The organism is Rhodococcus sp. OK611 (assembly GCF_003050885.1).
Classification (GTDB): Bacteria; Actinomycetota; Actinomycetes; order Mycobacteriales; family Mycobacteriaceae; genus Rhodococcus_G; species Rhodococcus_G oryzae.
The window spans coordinates 221,565-239,235 of sequence record NZ_QAOZ01000006.1 but is presented as its reverse complement, the minus strand read 5'-3'; the positions used below and the strand labels follow the sequence as shown (position 1 = coordinate 239,235).

Below are 17,671 nucleotides of genomic sequence, written 5' to 3'. Positions count from 1 at the left end.
TGCCGAGTGGATGGGGGTATCCGCGGCCGGCATTCCGACTTCCGTTCACCAAGGTCCGGTGACGTTCCTGTGTTGAGCCAGGCTGCGGACGGAGACCGTGGTGAGGCAGAACCCTCTTTGAGCCAACCCTCCGGCCGGTCGAGTGAACTTCCGACTTGTATGGCGGGGCGGCTCGTGTTCGAACCGGCGTGTTGGTTCACATCCGTCGCCAACCGTCGCCGACTTGTTCGTTGACGCCCGCACACCAGCCCCCCGATCTCCGGTGAACGTTCACAACGTGGTCACCAGCCGTGGTCACAACATTTCCATGTCAGGCGGCCGCCACCATTGTGATAGAACATATGTTCGATTAGTATGGATTCATGCACCTCTCCGAGCTGCTCGACCGACCACAGGACGTGGTCGCGTGGCAGATCGACGAGCGTGAACTCGCAGCCCTGGTGCCGAAACTCTCTAGGCGGATCCGCCAGCTCGAGGCGCTGCGAGTGCGACTGGCACAGGAGGCCGCCTTCCGCGGCGCGGTCACTCTGACCGGCGCCTCATCCGCCGTCAGCTGGCTCGCCGAGTCATCGAAACTCACCCCCGGCCACGCCAAACGCGTGATGTCGCTGGGCGCCGACCTCGACCGCTTCCCCGACGTCAAGGCCTCCTTCGAGAACGGTGACATCGACACCGAACAGGCCCAGTCGATCATCGGACTACTCCTCAAGGTCCCCGCTTACACCGCCGACATCAAGAACTCCGCCAACGGCGGAAACTTCGACGACCCCGCCGCCGAATGCGCCGGCCAATGCACCAAGTACCTCCTCACCAACGGCGCGAGGGAGAGCGCCGAAGACACCCGCAGACGAGTCGCCGGACTTGCCTCGATGCTCCAACCCGACGAGACCAACCCTCCCGACGACGAGAACGAGAAACTCAACGAGTTCTTCGCCTCCCGCACCGCCGGTGGCCGCCTCCGCGTCAAGGGACACTTCGACAAGGCCACCGGCGAACAACTCATGACCGCCCTGTCCGCACTGTCCAAGCCGCAACCCGGCCGCACCACCACCAGCGGCGAGCGCGAACCCGACGCCCGGTCCGCACCCCAACGGCGAGCCGACGCCTTCGCGGACATCATCCGCCACTACCTCGACACCGGCACCGCCCCCGGCGAAGGCGGCGAACGCCCCCACATGACCGTCTTCGTCGGCCTCGGCGACCTCGCCAAGGCCGCCCGCGGCACAGGCGAAGAACCCGATGAGAAGACACCGCCGACTACGAGACTCGGTTCATCCTTTATCCGCCGCGGCCCCGCCTGGATGCCCTGGCTCGGACCGATCGGCCTCCGCCTCGCCGTCACCGCCTCCTGCGACGCCTCGATCACCCCGATCGTCATGGACGACGACGGCAACCCACTCGACGTCGGCCGCACCACCCGCACCATCCCCCGCCGACTCCGACGCGCCCTCGACGCCCGCGACTGCGGATGCGCATTCCCCGGATGCGGCCGCCCCGCCGCCTGGACCGACGGCCACCATATCCACCACTGGTCGAACGGCGGCGAAACCAAACTCTCGAACCTGGTACTGCTCTGCCGGTTCCACCACACCCTCATCCACAAAGGCGACTGGCAGGTCCACATCGGCCACGACCAGCACCCATGGTTCACCCCACCGAACTGGATCGACCACGAACGAAAACCCATCCCAGCCCACAACCGAAGTCAGCTGCTACTCGCCTGCTGACCGCACCAACTCCACACAAGCACCGCCCCGGACCGCGACCCCCACAAGGAGGCCGCGATCCGGGGCGGCGTTTATCGACAACATCGCACCCGCATCGGCGTAGCGTCCACACTGTCTCGGGTGTTGCACGACGCAATGGGGCGTCGACCGCGGGACGCGCTAGGGGTCAGAGATGGCACAGAGCGACACCGCCTTCGGCGGCACCGGGTCGGGCGCGGCGAAGGCGGACGTCGCCCACGCCGTGATGTTCGCGGGAGCGGCCGCACTCGGCGGCTTCCTCTTCGGCTACGACACCGCGGTCATCAACGGCGCGGTGGGCGCCATCCGTGACAAGTACGACATCGGCGCCGCCGGAACGGGACTCACCGTCTCCCTCACACTGCTCGGGGCCGCACTCGGCGCATGGATCGCAGGCGAGTTCGCCGACCGCCTCGGCCGCATCCGGGTGATGCAGGTGGCCGCGGTGCTTTTCATCGTCGGCGCCCTCGGGTCGGCCTTCCCGTTCAGCGTCTACGACCTCACCGCCTGGCGCGTGCTCGGCGGCGTGGCGGTCGGCTTCGCGTCCGTGATCGCGCCCGCCTACATCGCCGAGATCTCCCCCGCCGCCATCCGGGGCCGCCTCGGTTCCATGTACCAGCTCGCCATCGTCCTCGGCATCGCCATCTCCCAGCTCATCAACTACGCGTTGTCCGAGTCTGCGGGCGGGGCGAGGGGCAAGCTGGCGGGAGTCGAGGCCTGGCAGTGGATGCTCGCGCTCGAGGCGGTTCCTGCCGTGCTCTACCTGATCATGACCTTCACCATCCCCGAGTCCCCGCGGTTCCTGGTCGCCCGATCGCGTGACGAGGATGCCCGCAAGATCATCTCCAGGCTGGAGGGCGGCGACCACGATGCGGTCACCGTCCGGATGAACGAGATCCGCGATTCGCTGAGCGAGCACCGGACCAAGACCACTGTCCGCGAACTGTTCTCGAAGCGGCTCGGGGTGGCGCCCCTGGTCTGGGTCGGCATCGCCCTCGCCGCGCTCCAGCAGTTCGTCGGGATCAACGTGATCTTCTACTACTCCAGCACCCTGTGGCAGGCGGTCGGATACGGCGAGGACAGGTCACTGTTCATCAGCGTCGTCAGCGCAGGCGTCAACATTCTCGGCACCTTCGTCGCGATCGCGGTCATCGACCGGATCGGTCGCAAACCGCTGCTGCTGATCGGCTCAGTGGGGATGGCCATCTCACTGGCCATCACGGCGGTGTGTTTCCACACCGCCACCATCACCACCGACGCGGACGGCGACTCGGTTGCGACCCTCAGCGACACCAACGGCATGATCGCGCTCCTGGCTGCCAACGCGTTCGTGTTCTTCTTCGCCTTCTCCTGGGGCCCCGTGGTCTGGGTCCTGATCAGCGAACTCTTCCCGAACCGGGTCCGCGCCGCCGCGGTCGGCGTCGCCACGGCCGCCAACTGGGTCGCCAACTTCCTGGTCTCCTCGACCTTCCCGACGCTCGCGGACTGGAACCTCTCGCTCACCTACGGCGGGTACGCCGCGATGTCCGCGATCTCGTTCTTCGTCGTGCTGCGTTTCGTCAAGGAGACCCGGGGACGCACCCTGGAGGCGGCCGGCTGACCACCGGCGCCGAACGTCAGATCCGGTCGGTGGCCGTCGTGGCGACGATCCGGAACGCGGCCGGGGCGGCGTCGGTGTTGGTCGGGTCGGGACCCTCCCCCGGTGTGCCGACCGAGACCGCCGGGATCTGACGGGGGGCACCGGACAGCGTCGCCATCTCCCGCCAGATCGGTTGCGCCTCCTGGAGTTCGAGGGCCATCGCGATCAGCCCGGCCTCGTCCCACGGCCGCCCGCCGAGCTGAACGCCGAACGGGATGCCCGTCTCGGCCGATCGGCCCGCCGGAATGCAGAGTGCAGGCGCGCCACTGTAATTCGCCCACTCGACATCGCCGACCACGTTCTCCGGACGCTTCACACCGTCCAGCTTGGTGCCGGGAAGCAGCACACAGTCGAGCCGGTTCTCCGCGAGCATCCGGTTGTACGCACGCTGATACTCGGCCCGTGAGCGCTGGAAGTCCCAGTACTCGGAGACCGGTGCGGCCAACATCGCGATGGCGCCGCCCATCATCGCCGCCGACATCGGCTCGTAATCGGCTGTTCGGTCGGAGAACTGGCGGTGGTAGGCGCCGGCCTCGATGTAGTCCCCCGGGAGCATTCCCTCCGGCAGCGGGGGCATCTCGACACCCACGATCTCCCCACCGAGCTCGCGCACGAGTCCGATGAATCCCTCGAAGACCGCGGCGAGTGCGCCCGGCAATGCCTCGCCGACTCCGTTGGGAAGACCGAACCGCTTACCCGCCAGAGGATTCCGCCCGCCGCGCGCGACCAGAGAGTATCCGCCCTCGGGCAGGGTGGGCGCGGTCGCGGTCACCGGGTCCTGCGGGTCGAATCCCGCCATGAAGCCGAGCAGCAGTGCCGCATCGGCGATGCTGTGGCCGATCGAACCGACGTGATCGCGGCTCCAGATCCCGGGGATCACGCCGTAGCTGCTGCACAGACCATAGGTGGGCTTGATGGCGCTCACCCCGCACACTGACGCGGGCAGGCGAATGGACCCCCCGGTATCCGTGCCGGTGGCGAGCGGCGCGAACCGCGCGGCCACCACGGCAGCACTGCCGCCCGAGGAACCGCCGACGGACGCCGTTGTGTCCCATGGGTTTCCGACCTGCGGGGTACACGATCCGATCGCGAACTCGTGGGTGTGCGCGTGCCCCATCAGGACCATGCCCGCCTCGCTCAGGCGCTGAACCACGGTGGCGGTGCCCGCGGCGATGTTGCCCTCGAGCACCCGGCTCGACGCCGTCAGCGGCAGACCCTCCACCGCGAACAGATCCTTCAGCGCGATGGGCAGGCCGCACACCAGGGGCGCCGCGCCGTTGCGCGCGACCTCGGCGACGGAGAGACGCTGGGCAGCCCGGTCCGCCTGCTCATACGCCAGCTCCGGGTAGATCCGAACCCAGGCCGACACCTCGCCGTCCAGGTCCGCGCTGCGAGACAGGTACGCGTCCAACAACTCTCGGGGATGCAGCTCGCGGGACTGCAACAGGCTCGCCGCCTCGACCGCGCTCAGCAGAGCAGGATCCGTCGTGGCGATCGAACCCGACGTACCGGCCCGCTCCCCTCTCGCCAAAACGACTCCCAGTGTGCTCATCCGGACCCTCTCGCCGTCAGAACGCGGACGAGACAGAGCGGTACCCATGCGAAAGTTCCCCCAATTGGTTAGCGATTTGCACCAATCTAACTGATTCGCGGGTTACGCACTTCCAATTCAGACTTTTCGGGCGCGCCCGGACGCACACCGACGACCCAGCCGGTAATCTGGCGGGCCAGATCCTGTGCGGTGAGACCGAGTTCCTTGAGGATCTGATCCCGCGAGGCGTGGTCCAGGAATCGTTGCGGCACACCGACATCCCTCGAGGGTGTGTCCACCCCTGCGGCGCGCAGGGCCGCCGAGACACTGGAACCGATGCCGCCGTGCACTCCGCTGTCCTCGACCGTGACGACCATGCGGAAGCCCTCGGCGAGAGAGACCAGCGCCTCGGGTACCGGCAGCACCCAGCGCGGGTCGACGACCGCGGCACTGATGCCCTGCTGCTCGAGCCGGACGGCCGTCTCAAGCGCCACCTCGGCGAAGGGGCCGACGGCGACGATCAGTACATCTCCTGTGCCCGCCTCCGGCATGCGCAGCACGTCCACCGTGCCGCCGATCCGCTCGATCGCCGGGATGTCCTCGGCAACAGCACCCTTCGGGAATCGCAGGGCTGTCGGGCCGTCGTTGACCGCGAGCGCCTCCGCGAGCTCCTCTCGCAACGAGGCCGCATCCCTCGGCGCGGCGACGCGGATGCCCGGCACGATCCCGAGCAGCGAGAAGTCCCACATGCCGTTGTGACTGGCGCCGTCCGGACCGGTGATCCCCGCCCGGTCGAGCACGATCGTCACGGGCTGGTCGAGCAGCGCCACATCCATCAGCAACTGGTCGAACGCGCGGTTGAGGAAGGTCGAGTACACCGCGACCACCGGGTGCAGCCCGCCGAGGGCGAGGCCCGCAGCGGAGGTGAGCGCGTGCTGTTCGGCGATACCGACGTCGAACATCCGGTCGGGGAACCGCTCGCCGAAGGCCGCGAGGCCGGTCGGCCCCGGCATGGCCGCGGTGATCGCGACGATGTCCTGGCGGCGCTCGGCCTGGGCGACGAGCTCCTCGGAGAACACCGAGGTCCAGTCCGCGGCGGGCTCGGAACTCGACCGCCCGGTGAGCGGATCGATGACACCGGTCGAATGCATCTGATCGGCGACGTGGTTCTCCGCGTGGGCGTAACCCATGCCCTTGCGCGTCACGGCGTGCACGATCACCGGTCCACCGAAGGACTTCGCCCGTCGCATCGCCGACTCGAGGGCGGCCTCGTCGTGGCCGTCGACCGGACCCAGGTACTTGATGCCGAGGTCGGTGAACATGACCTGCGGGCTCACCATGTCCTTGATCCCGGCCTTCATGCCGTGCAGGAGTTGGTACGCGGCGCGCCCCACCCACGGCATCTTCTTGACCATGCGTCGGCTGTTGTCGAGGACCTTCTCGTAGCCGGGCTGCAGCCGCAGCGCCGCGAGGTGATCGGCGAGCCCACCGATGGTCGGGGCATAGGAGCGGCCGTTGTCGTTGACGACGATGACGACCGAGCGATTGCGGCCCGCCGCGATGTTGTTGAGTGCCTCCCAACACATTCCGCCGGTCAGCGCGCCGTCGCCGACCACGGCGACCACGTGCCGGTCCTGCCCGGTCAGCTCGAAAGCCTTCGCCAGACCGTCCGCGTAGGACAACGCGGCGGAGGCATGGGAGGACTCGACCCAGTCGTGTTCGCTCTCGGCGCGGCACGGGTAGCCGGACAGCCCACCCTGCTTACGCAGTGAGTCGAACTGGTCCATCCGGCCGGTGACCATCTTGTGCACGTAGGCCTGATGGCCGGTGTCGAAGATGATCGGGTCGGACGGCGAGTCGAAGACGCGGTGCAGCGCCAAAGTGAGCTCGACAACGCCCAGGTTCGGCCCGAGGTGGCCGCCGGTGGCGGAGACCTTGTGCACGAGGAATTCACGGATCTCCGTGGCGAGCTCCCGCATCTCGGCGGGGCTCAGCGCGCGCAGATCGGTGGGCGCCTGGATTCGAGAAAGGACACCCAACGAGATCGCTCCCTCCAGAGACGCAGCAAAAACTGCGTGAACACGGCGTCGACACCGTGCCGACCGACCCAGTCTACGGAGTCCGCATCCGACAACTACCCGACGTCCCGTCCACCCGCGCGGCGCGGCGGCGTTGCCTGCCCATTATGCCGAACTTCGGTGACCGAGGTCACCGCGGTGGACCTAAGCTGAGCCCCATGCGCAACGTCGTGGACGGCCTCATCGGGGAAGTGTTCGCACGGTGCCGGGAGAACCGCACCGGAGATCTCGCCGACTACATCCCGGAACTCGCCGCCGTCGCGCCCGACTCGTTCTCCCTGTGTATCGCCACCTCCGACGGATACGTCTACGAGTCGGGCGACGCGCACACCGAGTTCACCATTCAATCCATCTCGAAACCCCTGACCTACGGTCTGGCGCTGGCCGATCGCGGCCTGAGCGCCGTCGCCGAGAAGATCGATGTCGAACCGTCCGGTGAGCCGTTCAACGAGATCAGCCTCGACCCCGTCACCGAGCGGCCCCGCAACCCGATGATCAACGCGGGCGCGATCGCGGCCGCCTCGCTGATCGACGGGGACGATCCCGAGCATCGATTCGAGCGGCTGCGCCAGTGCTACTCCCGCTACGCCGGCCGCGAACTCGCGCTCAACGAGGCCGTCTACCGGTCGGAGGCACGAACCGGTCACCGCAACCGCGCGATCGGCCACATGCTGCGCTCGTTCGGCATCATCACGGCCGACCCCGACTTGTCCGTCGACCTGTACTTCAGACAGTGCTCGATCGACGTCACCTGCCGCGACCTCGCACTGGTGGCCGCGACGCTGGCCAACAATGGGGTCAACCCGGTCACCCACGAGCGGGCCCTGTCCCCTGATCACGTCGAACGGGTGCTCAGCGTGATGACCACCTGCGGGATGTACGACGCCGCGGGCGACTGGGTGACGCAGGTGGGTCTGCCCGCCAAGAGCGGCGTCGGCGGCGGGGTGCTCGCGGTGCTGCCCGGTCAGATCGGGATCGCGGTGTACTCGCCACGCCTCGACGCCCACGGCAACAGCGTCCGCGGGGTCCAGGCCTGCCGGGAGCTCTCGAAGGAGCTCGAGTTGCACTTCCTGCACGTGACGCGCGCGGCTCGGTCCGCGGTCAGGTCCAGCTACTCGGTCGCGGAGGCACCGTCGAGGCAACGACGCGGGCCCGCCGAACGCGACTCGCTCGAGAAGTTCGGGCAGCGCGCACGGATCTACGAGTTGCACGGCGACCTGCTGTTCGCCGGCACGGAGACCGCGGTTCGCGAGATCACCGCGCAGAGCGACGAACTCGAGGCGGTCGCCGTGGACGTCCGGCGGGTGGACGACGTCAGCGGGGTCGCGGGCCGGATGCTGTCGGACCTGTACGACGACCTGGGCGTCCGGGGGTGCCAGCTCGCGCTGGTCGACCCCGCCGGCCGGCTCGGGCACACCACCTCAGGGCTGGTTCCCACCGCGGGTGCCCGGGTCTTCGTCGATCTCGACGCGGCCCTCGAGTGGTGCGAGGACACCCTCCTGGATCGGCACTGCGCGGGTGCCAGGCTGCCGGAGTCGATCACGGTCGCCGAGCACCCCCTGTTGTCGGCGCTCAGCGCCGAGCAGTTCGACAGATTCGCGGGTGAGCTGGAGATCCGGACCGTTGCCCAGGGTGAGGTGATCGTGCACCGTGGCGATCCGGCCGCGGGCCTCTTCCTGATCCTCGCCGGACGGGTGAGCAACACCCTGCAGGGCGCCGATGGGGTCCCCCACCGGATCACCACGCTCGCGCCGGGGATGACGTTCGGCGAGATGCCGTTGCTGATCGGGGAACGGTTCCTCGGCGACGTGCACGCCGACACCGATGTTCGGCTGGCGGTGTTGCCGCCGGACCGGTTCGCCCACCTCAGCGCCGAGGCGCCCGGCCTCAAGGTGGCGCTTCTCGAGGAGTTGGCGGCGGGTGCATATGCCCAGATGGACGCCGTGATCCGGTCACTGACGCCACGCGGCCGCCTGGGCTGAGCCGCCCGTCCCGAGTCGATCCCGCCCGAATTGTCCGACCCGGCACCTACGCTCGAAACCACGTTGCCGTCGACCGCAGGATCGGAGAAGGTACTCAGATGACCTTGAACGCAGGACTCGCGATCGAAACCAACGGACTGGTCAAGCGTTTCGGATCCAACGTCGCGGTGGACGGTGTCGATCTCGCGGTCCCCTCCGGCGGCGTGTACGGCGTCCTCGGCCCCAATGGAGCCGGCAAGACCACCACGATCCGGATGCTCGCGACTCTGCTCGAGATCGACGGCGGCAGCGCCAGGGTGCTCGGCCACGACGTCGCCAAGGAAGCGGACACCGTCCGCAGCAAGGTCGCACTGACCGGCCAGTTCGCCTCGCTTGACGAGGACCTGTCCGGAACCGAGAACCTGGTGCTGCTGGCCCGGTTGTTCGGCTTCTCGAGGTCCGCCGCCAAGGCCAGGTCCGAACAGTTGCTGACGGCCTTCGACCTCGTCGAGGCTGGACCGCGCCAGGTGAAGACGTTCTCCGGCGGGATGCGCAGGCGCCTGGACATCGCGGCCAGCATCATCGTCACACCGGAGCTGATCTTCCTCGACGAACCGACCACCGGACTCGATCCGCGCAGTCGCAACCAGGTCTGGGAGATCGTCCGGGCCCTGGTCGCGGGCGGTACCACCGTGCTGCTCACCACCCAGTACCTCGACGAGGCCGATCAGCTCGCGGACCGGGTCGCGGTGATCGACCACGGCAAGGTGATCGCGGAGGGCACCACCGGCGAACTCAAGGCCTCGGTCGGGTCCGGCGCCCTGCACGTGCGCGTCGCGGATCAGACGAAACGGGACGCCGCGGCCGTCCTGCTCGGCGACGTCCTCGGCGTCGAGATCACGCGGGAATCCGATCCGGCGGCGCTGACCGCGCGGATCGAGGACCCGCAGCGGGTCGCCCGCGCGCTGCCCGCACTCGACGACGCGGGCATCTCGGTGACCACCTTCGCGCTCGGACAGCCCAGCCTCGACGAGGTGTTCCTCGCGCTCACCGGCCGGCCGGCCGAATCAGAAGACGACCAGGAATTCGTGAAGGAGACGACATCATGACATCGACCTCCGTGCAATCCCCGTCGGTTGCGCCGGCGGTGAGCGACGTGCTGCAGCTCTCGGGGCCGCGGCCGGCACGGCCGAACGCGCTGTCGACGTCGCTGTCCTTCGGGTGGCGGGCCCTGCTGAAGATCAAGCACGTGCCCGAGCAGTTGTTCGACGTGACGATGTTCCCGATCATGTTCACGCTGATGTTCACGTACCTGTTCGGCGGTGCACTCGCCGGGTCCACCGAGGCCTACGTGCAGTTCCTGATCCCGGGCATCCTGGTCCAGACGGTCGTCATGATCACCATGTACACCGGATTGACACTGAACAAGGACATCGAGAAGGGCGTCTTCGACCGCTTCCGGTCCCTGCCGATCTGGCGGCCTGCGCCGCTGGTCGGTGCCCTCTTCGGCGATGTGGTCCGCTACACGATCGCCTCGGTGATCGTGATGGTCCTCGGACTGATCATCGGGTTCCGGCCGCAGGGCGGGTTCGTCGGCGTGGTGGCCTCCATCGCGCTGCTGCTGCTGTTCTCGTTCAGCATGTCGTGGGTCTGGACGATGTTCGCGATGCTGATGCGCACCGAGCAGGCGGTGATGGGCGTGTCGATGTTCATCCTGTTCCCGCTCACGTTCGCGAGCAACATCTTCGTCGACCCGTCCACCATGCCGAGCTGGCTGCAGGCCTTCGTGAACGTCAATCCGATCAGCAAGTTGGTGACCGCGATCCGCGGATTGATGGCGGGCACCGTCGAGCTCGGCGATCTGGCCATCGTGCTCGGCTGGTGTGCCGGTTTCATCCTGATCTTCGGGCCCATCACGATGCGCCTGTACAACCGGAAGTCGTGACCGCGCAGATGACATCGTCCGTCACCGTCCTCGGCCACGGCTCGGCGGCCGCCTCCCCCGATATCATGCGGATCACGGTGTCCGTGGAGGCGCGCAGGCCCGAGGTGACCAGTGCGTTCGACCAGGCTGGGCACGCGGCTCGGGCGGTGTCCGAGGCGCTCCGCGCGGCCGGGGTGTCCCCCACCGACGTCTCCACCACGGGACTGTCCGTGCACGCGGACACCGTGTGGCAGGAGAACCAGGGCCAGCAGGTGGTCGGCTACATCGCCAGTACCGCGCTGTCGGTGACGCTGCGCGATCTGTCGGACCCCGGTCGGGTCATCGCCGACTGCGTCGGCGCGGGCGGGGACGACGTCCGGCTCGGCGGTCTCGAGCTGGGGATCGCCGACCAGGCCGGGCTGCTGGGTCAGGCCAGGGACGCGGCCTTCGCCGACGCCCTCGCGAAGGCGAAACAGTACGCGGGCCTGTCGGGGCGCGAGCTCGGCACGGTCGTCGAGGTCTCCGAGGACGTCGATTCTCCGCCGATGCCGATGCCGAGGCCGATGGTGCGGGCGATGAAGGCGTCCGCCGATGCCATGCCGATCGAACGCGGCGAGACCGAGCTGTCGGCGACGGTGCGGGTGCGCTGGACCCTGATCTGAACCCCCGAAAGTGCCCGTGACCTGCATCACCTGTGCCGAAGATCTCGTTCCCAGAGTTTGGGAAGGTGCGGGTCGGTCGGCGACACTGGTGACGTGATCCCCTACCTCGTTCTTTCCTCGGTATTGATCGCGCTCATGGGCGTGGTCGTCATCGGCCGCCGGACCAACGGCGGGCAGGCCTTCAACCTCGACCAGTTCCGCTCGCAGGCTCCGCTGGCCGGCGTCCTGCCCGCGGACAACCGCCCGCGACGCGAGTACCACGATCTGGTGGCGGCATACATCAATGCCGACGTGTTCCGGGCGGCCTGAGCCGGCCGCCATCTGAGCCACGACGCAACAGTGCGGCCCACCCGATCGGGTGGGCCGCACTGTTGTGTCGTGTCCCGGACTGTGTCGTGTCCCGGACGGGCCGACTAGACCTTCTCGTACTCCACGTCCGCGACGGACGGCTTGAGGTCGATCGTGGTGCGGAGCGGCTTGTTCGGCAGGAAGATCACCGCGATGACGGTGACCACCGCAACGGCCGCCGCGATGAGGAAGATCCGACCGGTCGCGTCGCCGTAGGCCATCCGGATCACGTCCTGCACGGGAGCGGGCAGCGCCTTCAGGTTCAGGTTGCCACCGCCACCGGGCGTGTGCGAGTCGATGCCGAGCTTCGCGAATCCCTCCGCGGTGAGGTCGGTGACCCGGGTGGCCAGCACCGAGCCGAGCACCGAGACACCGATCGCGCCGCCGAAGGTCCGGAAGAAGGCGACCACACTGCTGGCGGCACCGATGTTGTGGACGCTCACCGTGTTCTGCACCGCCAGGACGACGTTCTGCATCAGCATGCCGGTACCGAGGCCGAGCAGGGCGATCATCAGCCCGATCAGCCACATGTGCGTCTCGTGGTCGATCGTGCTCAGCAGCAGGAAGCCGATGAGCTGCAGGATGGAGCCCGCGACGACGAAGCCCTTCCACTTGCCGAACTTGGTGATCAGCTGGCCCGAGCCGACGGTGCCCACCAGCATGCCGAACACCATCGGGATGGTCAGCAGGCCGGCCTCGGTCGGGGTGTGCCCGCGCGCGGTCTGGAAGTACTGGCCGAGGAACGTGGTGGCACCGAAGAGTCCGACACCGACCGCGACCGAGGAGATGATGGCGAGTGCGGTGGTCCGCTCGGTGACGATCTTGAGCGGGATGATCGGCGAGGTTGCCTTGCTCTCGACGAAAACGGTGGCGATCAGCAGCAGGACACCGACGCCCACCAGCGCCGCCGACTCGGCGGAGATCCAGTCGTAGTAGGTGGCCTTGCCCGCGAAGGACACCCAGATCAGCAGCACCGAGACGCCCGCCGTCAGCAGGGTCGCGCCGAGCCAGTCGATGGTGACGCCCTCCTTGCGGTCGGTCTCGATGTGCAGCGTCTTCTGCAGCAGGACGAGCGCGATCACGGCGAGCGGGACGCAGACGAAGAAGCACCAGCGCCAGCCGAGCCCGTCGGCGATCACGCCGCCGAGGACTGGGCCGCCTGCCATCGACACCGCCATGACCCCACCCATGTATCCGGAGTACCGGCCGCGATCGCGCGGCGGGATGATGCTGCCGATGATGGCGACGACGAGCGCGGTCAGACCGCCCATGCCGATGCCCTGGATCACGCGGGCACCCAACAGGACCGGCACGTTCGGAGCGAAGCCGGCGATGATCGAGCCGACCACGAAGATCACGATCGCCGACTGGACCAGGACCTTCTTGTTGTAGAGATCGGAGAGCTTGCCCCAGATCGGCGTCGACGCCGCGGTGGCCAGCAGCGCCGTGGTGATGACCCAGGCGAACTGGGTCTGGCTGCCGTTGAGATCACCGATGATCGTGGGCAGGGCCGTCGAGACGATCGTCGAGCTGAGCAGCGCGGTGAACAGCGCCGCGAGCAGCCCCGCGAGGACCTCGAGGATCTCGCGGTGAGTCATCAGCACCTCATCGCCCGGCGGGGCGGCGTGGCTTGGCTTGTTTTCGGTTTCGGTCATAGGTGTGTTCTCCCCTGGTTCTGAGAAACGGCGTCGGACACGGCTCTCCGTACCGGCGGGGTCATGAAGGTGTGCTTGAGTCGACGGAGCGATGTCACGGCCTCGTGGGCCTCTTCCTCGCTCCATTCGCCCAACAGGGTGCGTAGGCGTTCGGCCCGGCGTTCTCTGTTCGCCCTCAGCAGCTCTGTCCCGGACTCCGACAGCCGCACGAGCGAGACCCGCCCGTCTTCCGGATCGGCGTGCCGCTCGACGAACCCGGCATCCACCAGATCCGCGATCTGTCGACTGAGCGACGACTGACTGACACACAGGTTGGAGGCGAGCTCCATCTGTCTGCACTGGCCGACGGTGGCCAGCACGTGCAGCACCCCGAGAAGTGCAGGCGGAAGTCCGCTCGTGTCGGCGCCGCCGAGAATATTGCGCAACGCCCTCCCGAAGAGAAAGACCTCCTCGACGAGGTCCTCCGCGGTGGCGGTCTGCACGGCCATGGGCTCCCCTGAACAGAGTGATTGATGCTTGCGGTCTGCAACTATATATTGGTTGCATTACCCATGCAATTTATTTGCCACGAGACTTGAGTCACTTCCGGACGCCGTGGCCCCAGTAGAATCGGTGGTGCACACGATCATGTGCGAGTGGATCACCACCACCGGGAGCGGAGGTGAGACACATGATGTGGCAGGAAATGATGGACATGTTCATGTCCTGGATGCAGCAGATGGGCTGGCAGATGCCCATGATGCCGATGAAGTGACGCCTTGCCAGGGTCCGCGCGGAGCGACCGCTACCGCACCAGCAGCGCGAGGCACTCCACGTGATGGGTCATCGGGAAGGCGTCGAAGGCGCGCACCTGCTCGAGCCGGTACCCCTGCGCGAGGTACAGCCCGACATCGCGCCCGAATGCCGACGGATCGCAGCCGATGTGGATCACCCGGCCCGGGCCCGCGGTCGCGAGCGCGTCGATGACCTCACGGCCCGCCCCGGACCGCGGCGGGTCGAGCACCACCGTGCCCACCGGAACCGGCAACTCCCCCACCACCTTCTCCACCCGGGCCGCCCGCAGGTGCACCTGCCCGAGATCCGCCAGCGCGCGCCTGCCGTCGTCGACCGCGCCGCGGCCCGACTCGACCGACACCACCTCGCCGTCCGGCCCCACCTGGTCGGCCAGCTCGGCGGCGAACACGCCGACCCCGCCGTACAGATCCCAGGCGATCGAGCCGTGAGCGGCCTCCGCCCACTCCCCGACCACCGTCGAATAAGTCTGTGCCGCACCACGATGCGCCTGCCAGAAGCCGGTCGCCGACAGCTCCCACGAACGCCCACCGACCCGCTCCACGGCGCGGCCGCTGCCCTCCACCACATGCTCGCGGCGCGGACCCGCCTGTGCGGCGCGCCTCGCGGTGGCACCGCGTCGGCCCGGACTTCGGCGGCCGGTGCTCGAGACCTTCGCGGGCTCGATCTCCACCACGTGCCGGGCTCCGTCGCCGTCGACCGTCACCTGGATCTCGCCGCCCGGTCGCCAGTCACGCTCGGCCAGGCCCTGGTACGTGCCCAGTACCGGCTGCGGGCACAGCAGGTCAGTGATCACCTGGGAGCTGCGGTAGCCATGGAAACCGGCCCGTCCCGCAGGGTCGACCGCGAGCCGGAGCCTTGTTCGCCACCCGGTGCCGTCTCCGGTGCCGGGCAGCTCCTCGACCTCGACCTCCCGCTCGACGCCTGCGATCCTGCGGAGCTGCTCGGCGACCACCGACGATTTCATCGCGCGCTGGGCGTCCGGGGTGGCGTGCGAGAAGTCGCAGCAGCCGGCCCCGCCGGGCCCGGAGATCGGGCATCGTGCCGTCACTCGCGCCGCTGAGGCCTCCACGATCTCGACCGCGTCCGCGCGGCAGAACGAGCCGCCGCGATCCTCGGTGATCTCGGCCCGGACGAGCTCACCCGGCAACCCGTGCCGGACGAACACCACCCGGCCCTCGTGCCTGGCGACACAGAAACCGCCGTGACCCGGGTTCCCGAGCCGAACCTCGATGCTGCGGCCGTACCAGCTCTCGCTCATCGACGGCCGTCCTCTGGGGCGTCGAAACCACGCCTGGTGCCGCCGGGCACCGCCTGGATGCGCTCGCGCTTGGCCCGCTCCGAGGAGCTGAGCTGCCACGGCACGCTCGTCACCATCACGCCCGGCTGGAACAGCAGGCGACTCTTCAGTCGCAGCGCACTCTGGTTGTGCAGGATCTGCTCCCACCAGTGCCCCACCACGTACTCCGGGATGAACACCGTCACGACCTCACGGGGCGAATCGCGTCGCACCCGCCTGACGTAATCGAGGACAGGCTTGGTGATCTCGCGGTAGGGCGACTCGATCACCTTGAGCGGCACGGTGATGTCGCTGTTCTGCCACTCGCGGACCAGAGTCCGGGTGTCGGCCTCGTCGACGTTCACCGTGACCGCCTCCAGGGTGTCCGGTCGGGTGGCACGGGCGTAGGCGATGGCGCGCATCGTCGGCATGTGCAGCTTCGACACCAGCACGATCGAATGGGTCCGACTCGGCAGCACGCCGTCCCACTCCTGCTCGTCCAGCTCTGCCGCGACGCTGTCGTAGTGCCTGCGGATCGACTTCATCACGACAAAGATCGCGATCATGGCGACGATCGCGATCCAGGCGCCTGCCGCGAACTTGGTGAGCAACACGATGACCAGCACGGTTGCGGTCATGGCGAGACCGATGGAGTTGATGACCCGCGAGCGCTTCATGCGGCGCCGCGCCGCGGGGTCGGTCTCGCTCTTCAGGTGCCGGGTCCAGTGCCTGATCATGCCCGTCTGGCTCAGCACGAACGAGACGAACACGCCCACGATGTAGAGCTGGATCAGCTTCGTGACCTCGGCCCCGAAGAAGACGACGAAGGCGATCGCGGCGCCGGACAGGAACAGGATGCCGTTGCTGAAGGCCAACCGGTCGCCGCGCGTGTGCAGCTGCCGGGGCAGGTAGCGGTCCTGCGCGAGGATCGAGCCGAGCACCGGGAATCCGTTGAAGGCGGTGTTCGCCGCGAGCACCAGGATCAGCGCCGTGACGATAGCGATGAAGTAGAAGCCGATCGGGAAACCGGAGAAGACGGCCTCGGCGATCTGTGCGATCAGCGTCTTCTGCTGATAACCCTCCGGCGCTCCGGTGAGCTGCGTGGCCGGGTCGTGCGCGTACACGATCCCGATCTTCTGGGCCAGCGTGATGATGCCCATCAGGAGCACGATCGCGATCGCGCCGAGCAGGAACAGCGTGGTGGCCGCATTGCGGGACTTGGGCTTCTGGAAGGCCGGCACCCCGTTGCTGATCGCCTCGACACCGGTCAGCGCCGCACAACCCGACGAGAACGCGCGGGCGATGAGGAAGGCGAACGCGACACCGTAGAGCTGAGTGTTCTCGGCGTGCAGGTCGAAGCCCGCCGACTCGGCCTTGACGTCGTCGCCGAGCACGAAGATCCGGAAAAGCCCCCACCCGAGCATCAGGAACATGCCGACGATGAACGCGTAGGTGGGAATGGCGAACGCGGTCCCGGACTCTCGGATACCACGCAGATTGATCGCGGTCAGGATCACGATGGCGGCGACCGCGAAGAGCACCTTGTGCGTGGCGACGAACGGTACCGCGGAACCGATGTTCGATGCGGCCGAGGAGATCGAGACGGCCACGGTGAGCACGTAATCGACCATCAGCGCGCTACCGACCGTCAGGCCGGCCGTCGGCCCGAGATTCGTGGTCGCCACCTCGTAGTCGCCGCCGCCCGAGGGGTAGGCGTGCACGTTCTGTCGGTAGCTGGCCACCACGACCGCCATCACCGCGCAAACGGCCAGGCCGATCCAGGGCGTGTACATGTACGCGGAGATACCCGCCACGGACAGGACGAGGAAGATCTCCTCCGGCGCATAGGCGACCGAGGACATCGCATCGGAGGCGAAGACCGGCAGGGCGATTCGCTTGGGTAGCAGTGTGTGCCCCAGCTTGTCGCTGCGGAACGGTCTACCTACCAGCAGCCGCTTGGCAGCGGTCGAGAGCTTTGACACCGGCAAAGCGTAATCCGTCCGAACCGATCCAGTGCCATCCGCCGCCCACTTCGCCAAATCGCGATGTGCGCGGAC

13 protein-coding genes are annotated in these 17,671 nt (G+C 67.9%); 7 read left to right on the top strand and 6 right to left on the bottom strand.

What is annotated here, in order from left to right; all coding sequences use genetic code 11:
* Positions 1-362: 362 nt before the first annotated feature.
* Both C8K38_RS09710 and C8K38_RS09705 read left to right on the top strand, forming a co-directional pair.
* On the top strand, positions 363-1,727 hold the full coding sequence (locus tag C8K38_RS09710; protein ID WP_097211283.1) for an HNH endonuclease signature motif containing protein: 1,365 nt from the start codon (positions 363-365) through the stop codon (positions 1,725-1,727).
* A gap of 172 nt (positions 1,728-1,899) precedes the next feature.
* Entirely contained in the window at positions 1,900-3,345 is a 1,446-nt protein-coding gene (locus C8K38_RS09705) for a sugar porter family MFS transporter (protein ID WP_097211282.1), read from the top strand.
* 16 nt (positions 3,346-3,361) lie between these two features.
* Here the strand turns inward: C8K38_RS09705 and C8K38_RS09700 are convergent, their stop codons facing one another.
* Both C8K38_RS09700 and dxs read right to left on the bottom strand, forming a co-directional pair.
* Positions 3,362-4,936 carry an amidase gene (locus C8K38_RS09700; protein ID WP_245220909.1) on the bottom strand — a complete coding sequence of 525 codons (1,575 nt, stop codon included), beginning with the start codon at positions 4,934-4,936 and terminating at the stop codon, positions 3,362-3,364.
* Positions 4,937-5,022: 86 nt separating this feature from the next.
* On the bottom strand, positions 5,023-6,954 hold the full coding sequence (gene dxs, locus C8K38_RS09695; protein WP_097211280.1) for a 1-deoxy-D-xylulose-5-phosphate synthase: 1,932 nt from the start codon (positions 6,952-6,954) through the stop codon (positions 5,023-5,025).
* 197 nt (positions 6,955-7,151) lie between these two features.
* Here dxs and glsA point away from each other — a divergent pair, with 197 nt between their 5' ends.
* The 5 genes from glsA to C8K38_RS09670 all read left to right on the top strand — a co-directional run bounded on the left by glsA (position 7,152) and on the right by C8K38_RS09670 (position 11,849).
* Positions 7,152-8,975, top strand: coding sequence for a glutaminase A (glsA, locus tag C8K38_RS09690; protein WP_097211279.1), 1,824 nt, complete (start codon positions 7,152-7,154; stop codon positions 8,973-8,975).
* Between the two features lie 98 nt (positions 8,976-9,073).
* Entirely contained in the window at positions 9,074-10,063 is a 990-nt protein-coding gene (locus tag C8K38_RS09685) for an ATP-binding cassette domain-containing protein (RefSeq protein WP_097211278.1), read from the top strand.
* Positions 10,060-10,899, top strand: coding sequence for an ABC transporter permease (locus tag C8K38_RS09680; protein WP_097211277.1), 840 nt, complete (start codon positions 10,060-10,062; stop codon positions 10,897-10,899). The genes C8K38_RS09685 and C8K38_RS09680 overlap by 4 nt, the downstream gene beginning before the upstream one ends.
* Entirely contained in the window at positions 10,896-11,540 is a 645-nt protein-coding gene (locus C8K38_RS09675) for an SIMPL domain-containing protein (protein WP_257017367.1), read from the top strand. Before C8K38_RS09680 ends, C8K38_RS09675 begins: the two co-directional genes overlap by 4 nt.
* Positions 11,541-11,633: 93 nt before the next feature.
* Positions 11,634-11,849, top strand: a complete 216-nt coding sequence (locus C8K38_RS09670; protein WP_143548429.1) for a hypothetical protein — start codon at positions 11,634-11,636, stop codon at positions 11,847-11,849.
* A gap of 104 nt (positions 11,850-11,953) precedes the next feature.
* Here C8K38_RS09670 and C8K38_RS09665 read toward each other — a convergent pair whose 3' ends face one another.
* The 4 genes from C8K38_RS09665 to C8K38_RS09650 form a co-directional block, all read right to left on the bottom strand.
* On the bottom strand, positions 11,954-13,543 hold the full coding sequence (locus C8K38_RS09665; RefSeq protein ID WP_097211276.1) for an MDR family MFS transporter: 1,590 nt from the start codon (positions 13,541-13,543) through the stop codon (positions 11,954-11,956).
* A complete protein-coding gene (locus tag C8K38_RS09660; RefSeq protein WP_097211275.1) occupies positions 13,540-14,031 on the bottom strand; it encodes a MarR family winged helix-turn-helix transcriptional regulator in 492 nt (163 codons plus the stop codon). The genes C8K38_RS09665 and C8K38_RS09660 overlap by 4 nt, the downstream gene beginning before the upstream one ends.
* A gap of 296 nt (positions 14,032-14,327) precedes the next feature.
* Positions 14,328-15,596 (bottom strand): class I SAM-dependent RNA methyltransferase, encoded by a 1,269-nt coding sequence (locus C8K38_RS09655; protein ID WP_097211274.1) that lies wholly within the window; start codon positions 15,594-15,596, stop codon positions 14,328-14,330.
* Complete coding sequence (locus tag C8K38_RS09650) at positions 15,593-17,596, bottom strand: APC family permease (protein WP_097211348.1); 2,004 nt, start codon at positions 17,594-17,596, stop codon at positions 15,593-15,595. The genes C8K38_RS09655 and C8K38_RS09650 overlap by 4 nt, the downstream gene beginning before the upstream one ends.
* Positions 17,597-17,671 lie beyond the last annotated feature (75 nt).

Bases quoted from the DNA above. Each gene is read 5' to 3' on its own strand.
- C8K38_RS09705 (WP_097211282.1), top strand. From the start codon at position 1,900: ATGGCACAGAGCGACACCGCCTTCGGCGGCACCGGGTCGGGCGCGGCG.
- C8K38_RS09660 (WP_097211275.1), bottom strand. From the start codon at position 14,031: ATGGCCGTGCAGACCGCCACCGCGGAGGACCTCGTCGAGGAGGTCTTT.
- C8K38_RS09680 (WP_097211277.1), top strand. From the start codon at position 10,060: ATGACATCGACCTCCGTGCAATCCCCGTCGGTTGCGCCGGCGGTGAGC.
- C8K38_RS09665 (WP_097211276.1), bottom strand. From the start codon at position 13,543: ATGACCGAAACCGAAAACAAGCCAAGCCACGCCGCCCCGCCGGGCGAT.
- glsA (WP_097211279.1), top strand. From the start codon at position 7,152: ATGCGCAACGTCGTGGACGGCCTCATCGGGGAAGTGTTCGCACGGTGC.
- C8K38_RS09655 (WP_097211274.1), bottom strand. From the start codon at position 15,596: ATGAGCGAGAGCTGGTACGGCCGCAGCATCGAGGTTCGGCTCGGGAAC.
- C8K38_RS09710 (WP_097211283.1), top strand. From the start codon at position 363: ATGCACCTCTCCGAGCTGCTCGACCGACCACAGGACGTGGTCGCGTGG.
- C8K38_RS09685 (WP_097211278.1), top strand. From the start codon at position 9,074: ATGACCTTGAACGCAGGACTCGCGATCGAAACCAACGGACTGGTCAAG.
- C8K38_RS09700 (WP_245220909.1), bottom strand. From the start codon at position 4,936: ATGAGCACACTGGGAGTCGTTTTGGCGAGAGGGGAGCGGGCCGGTACG.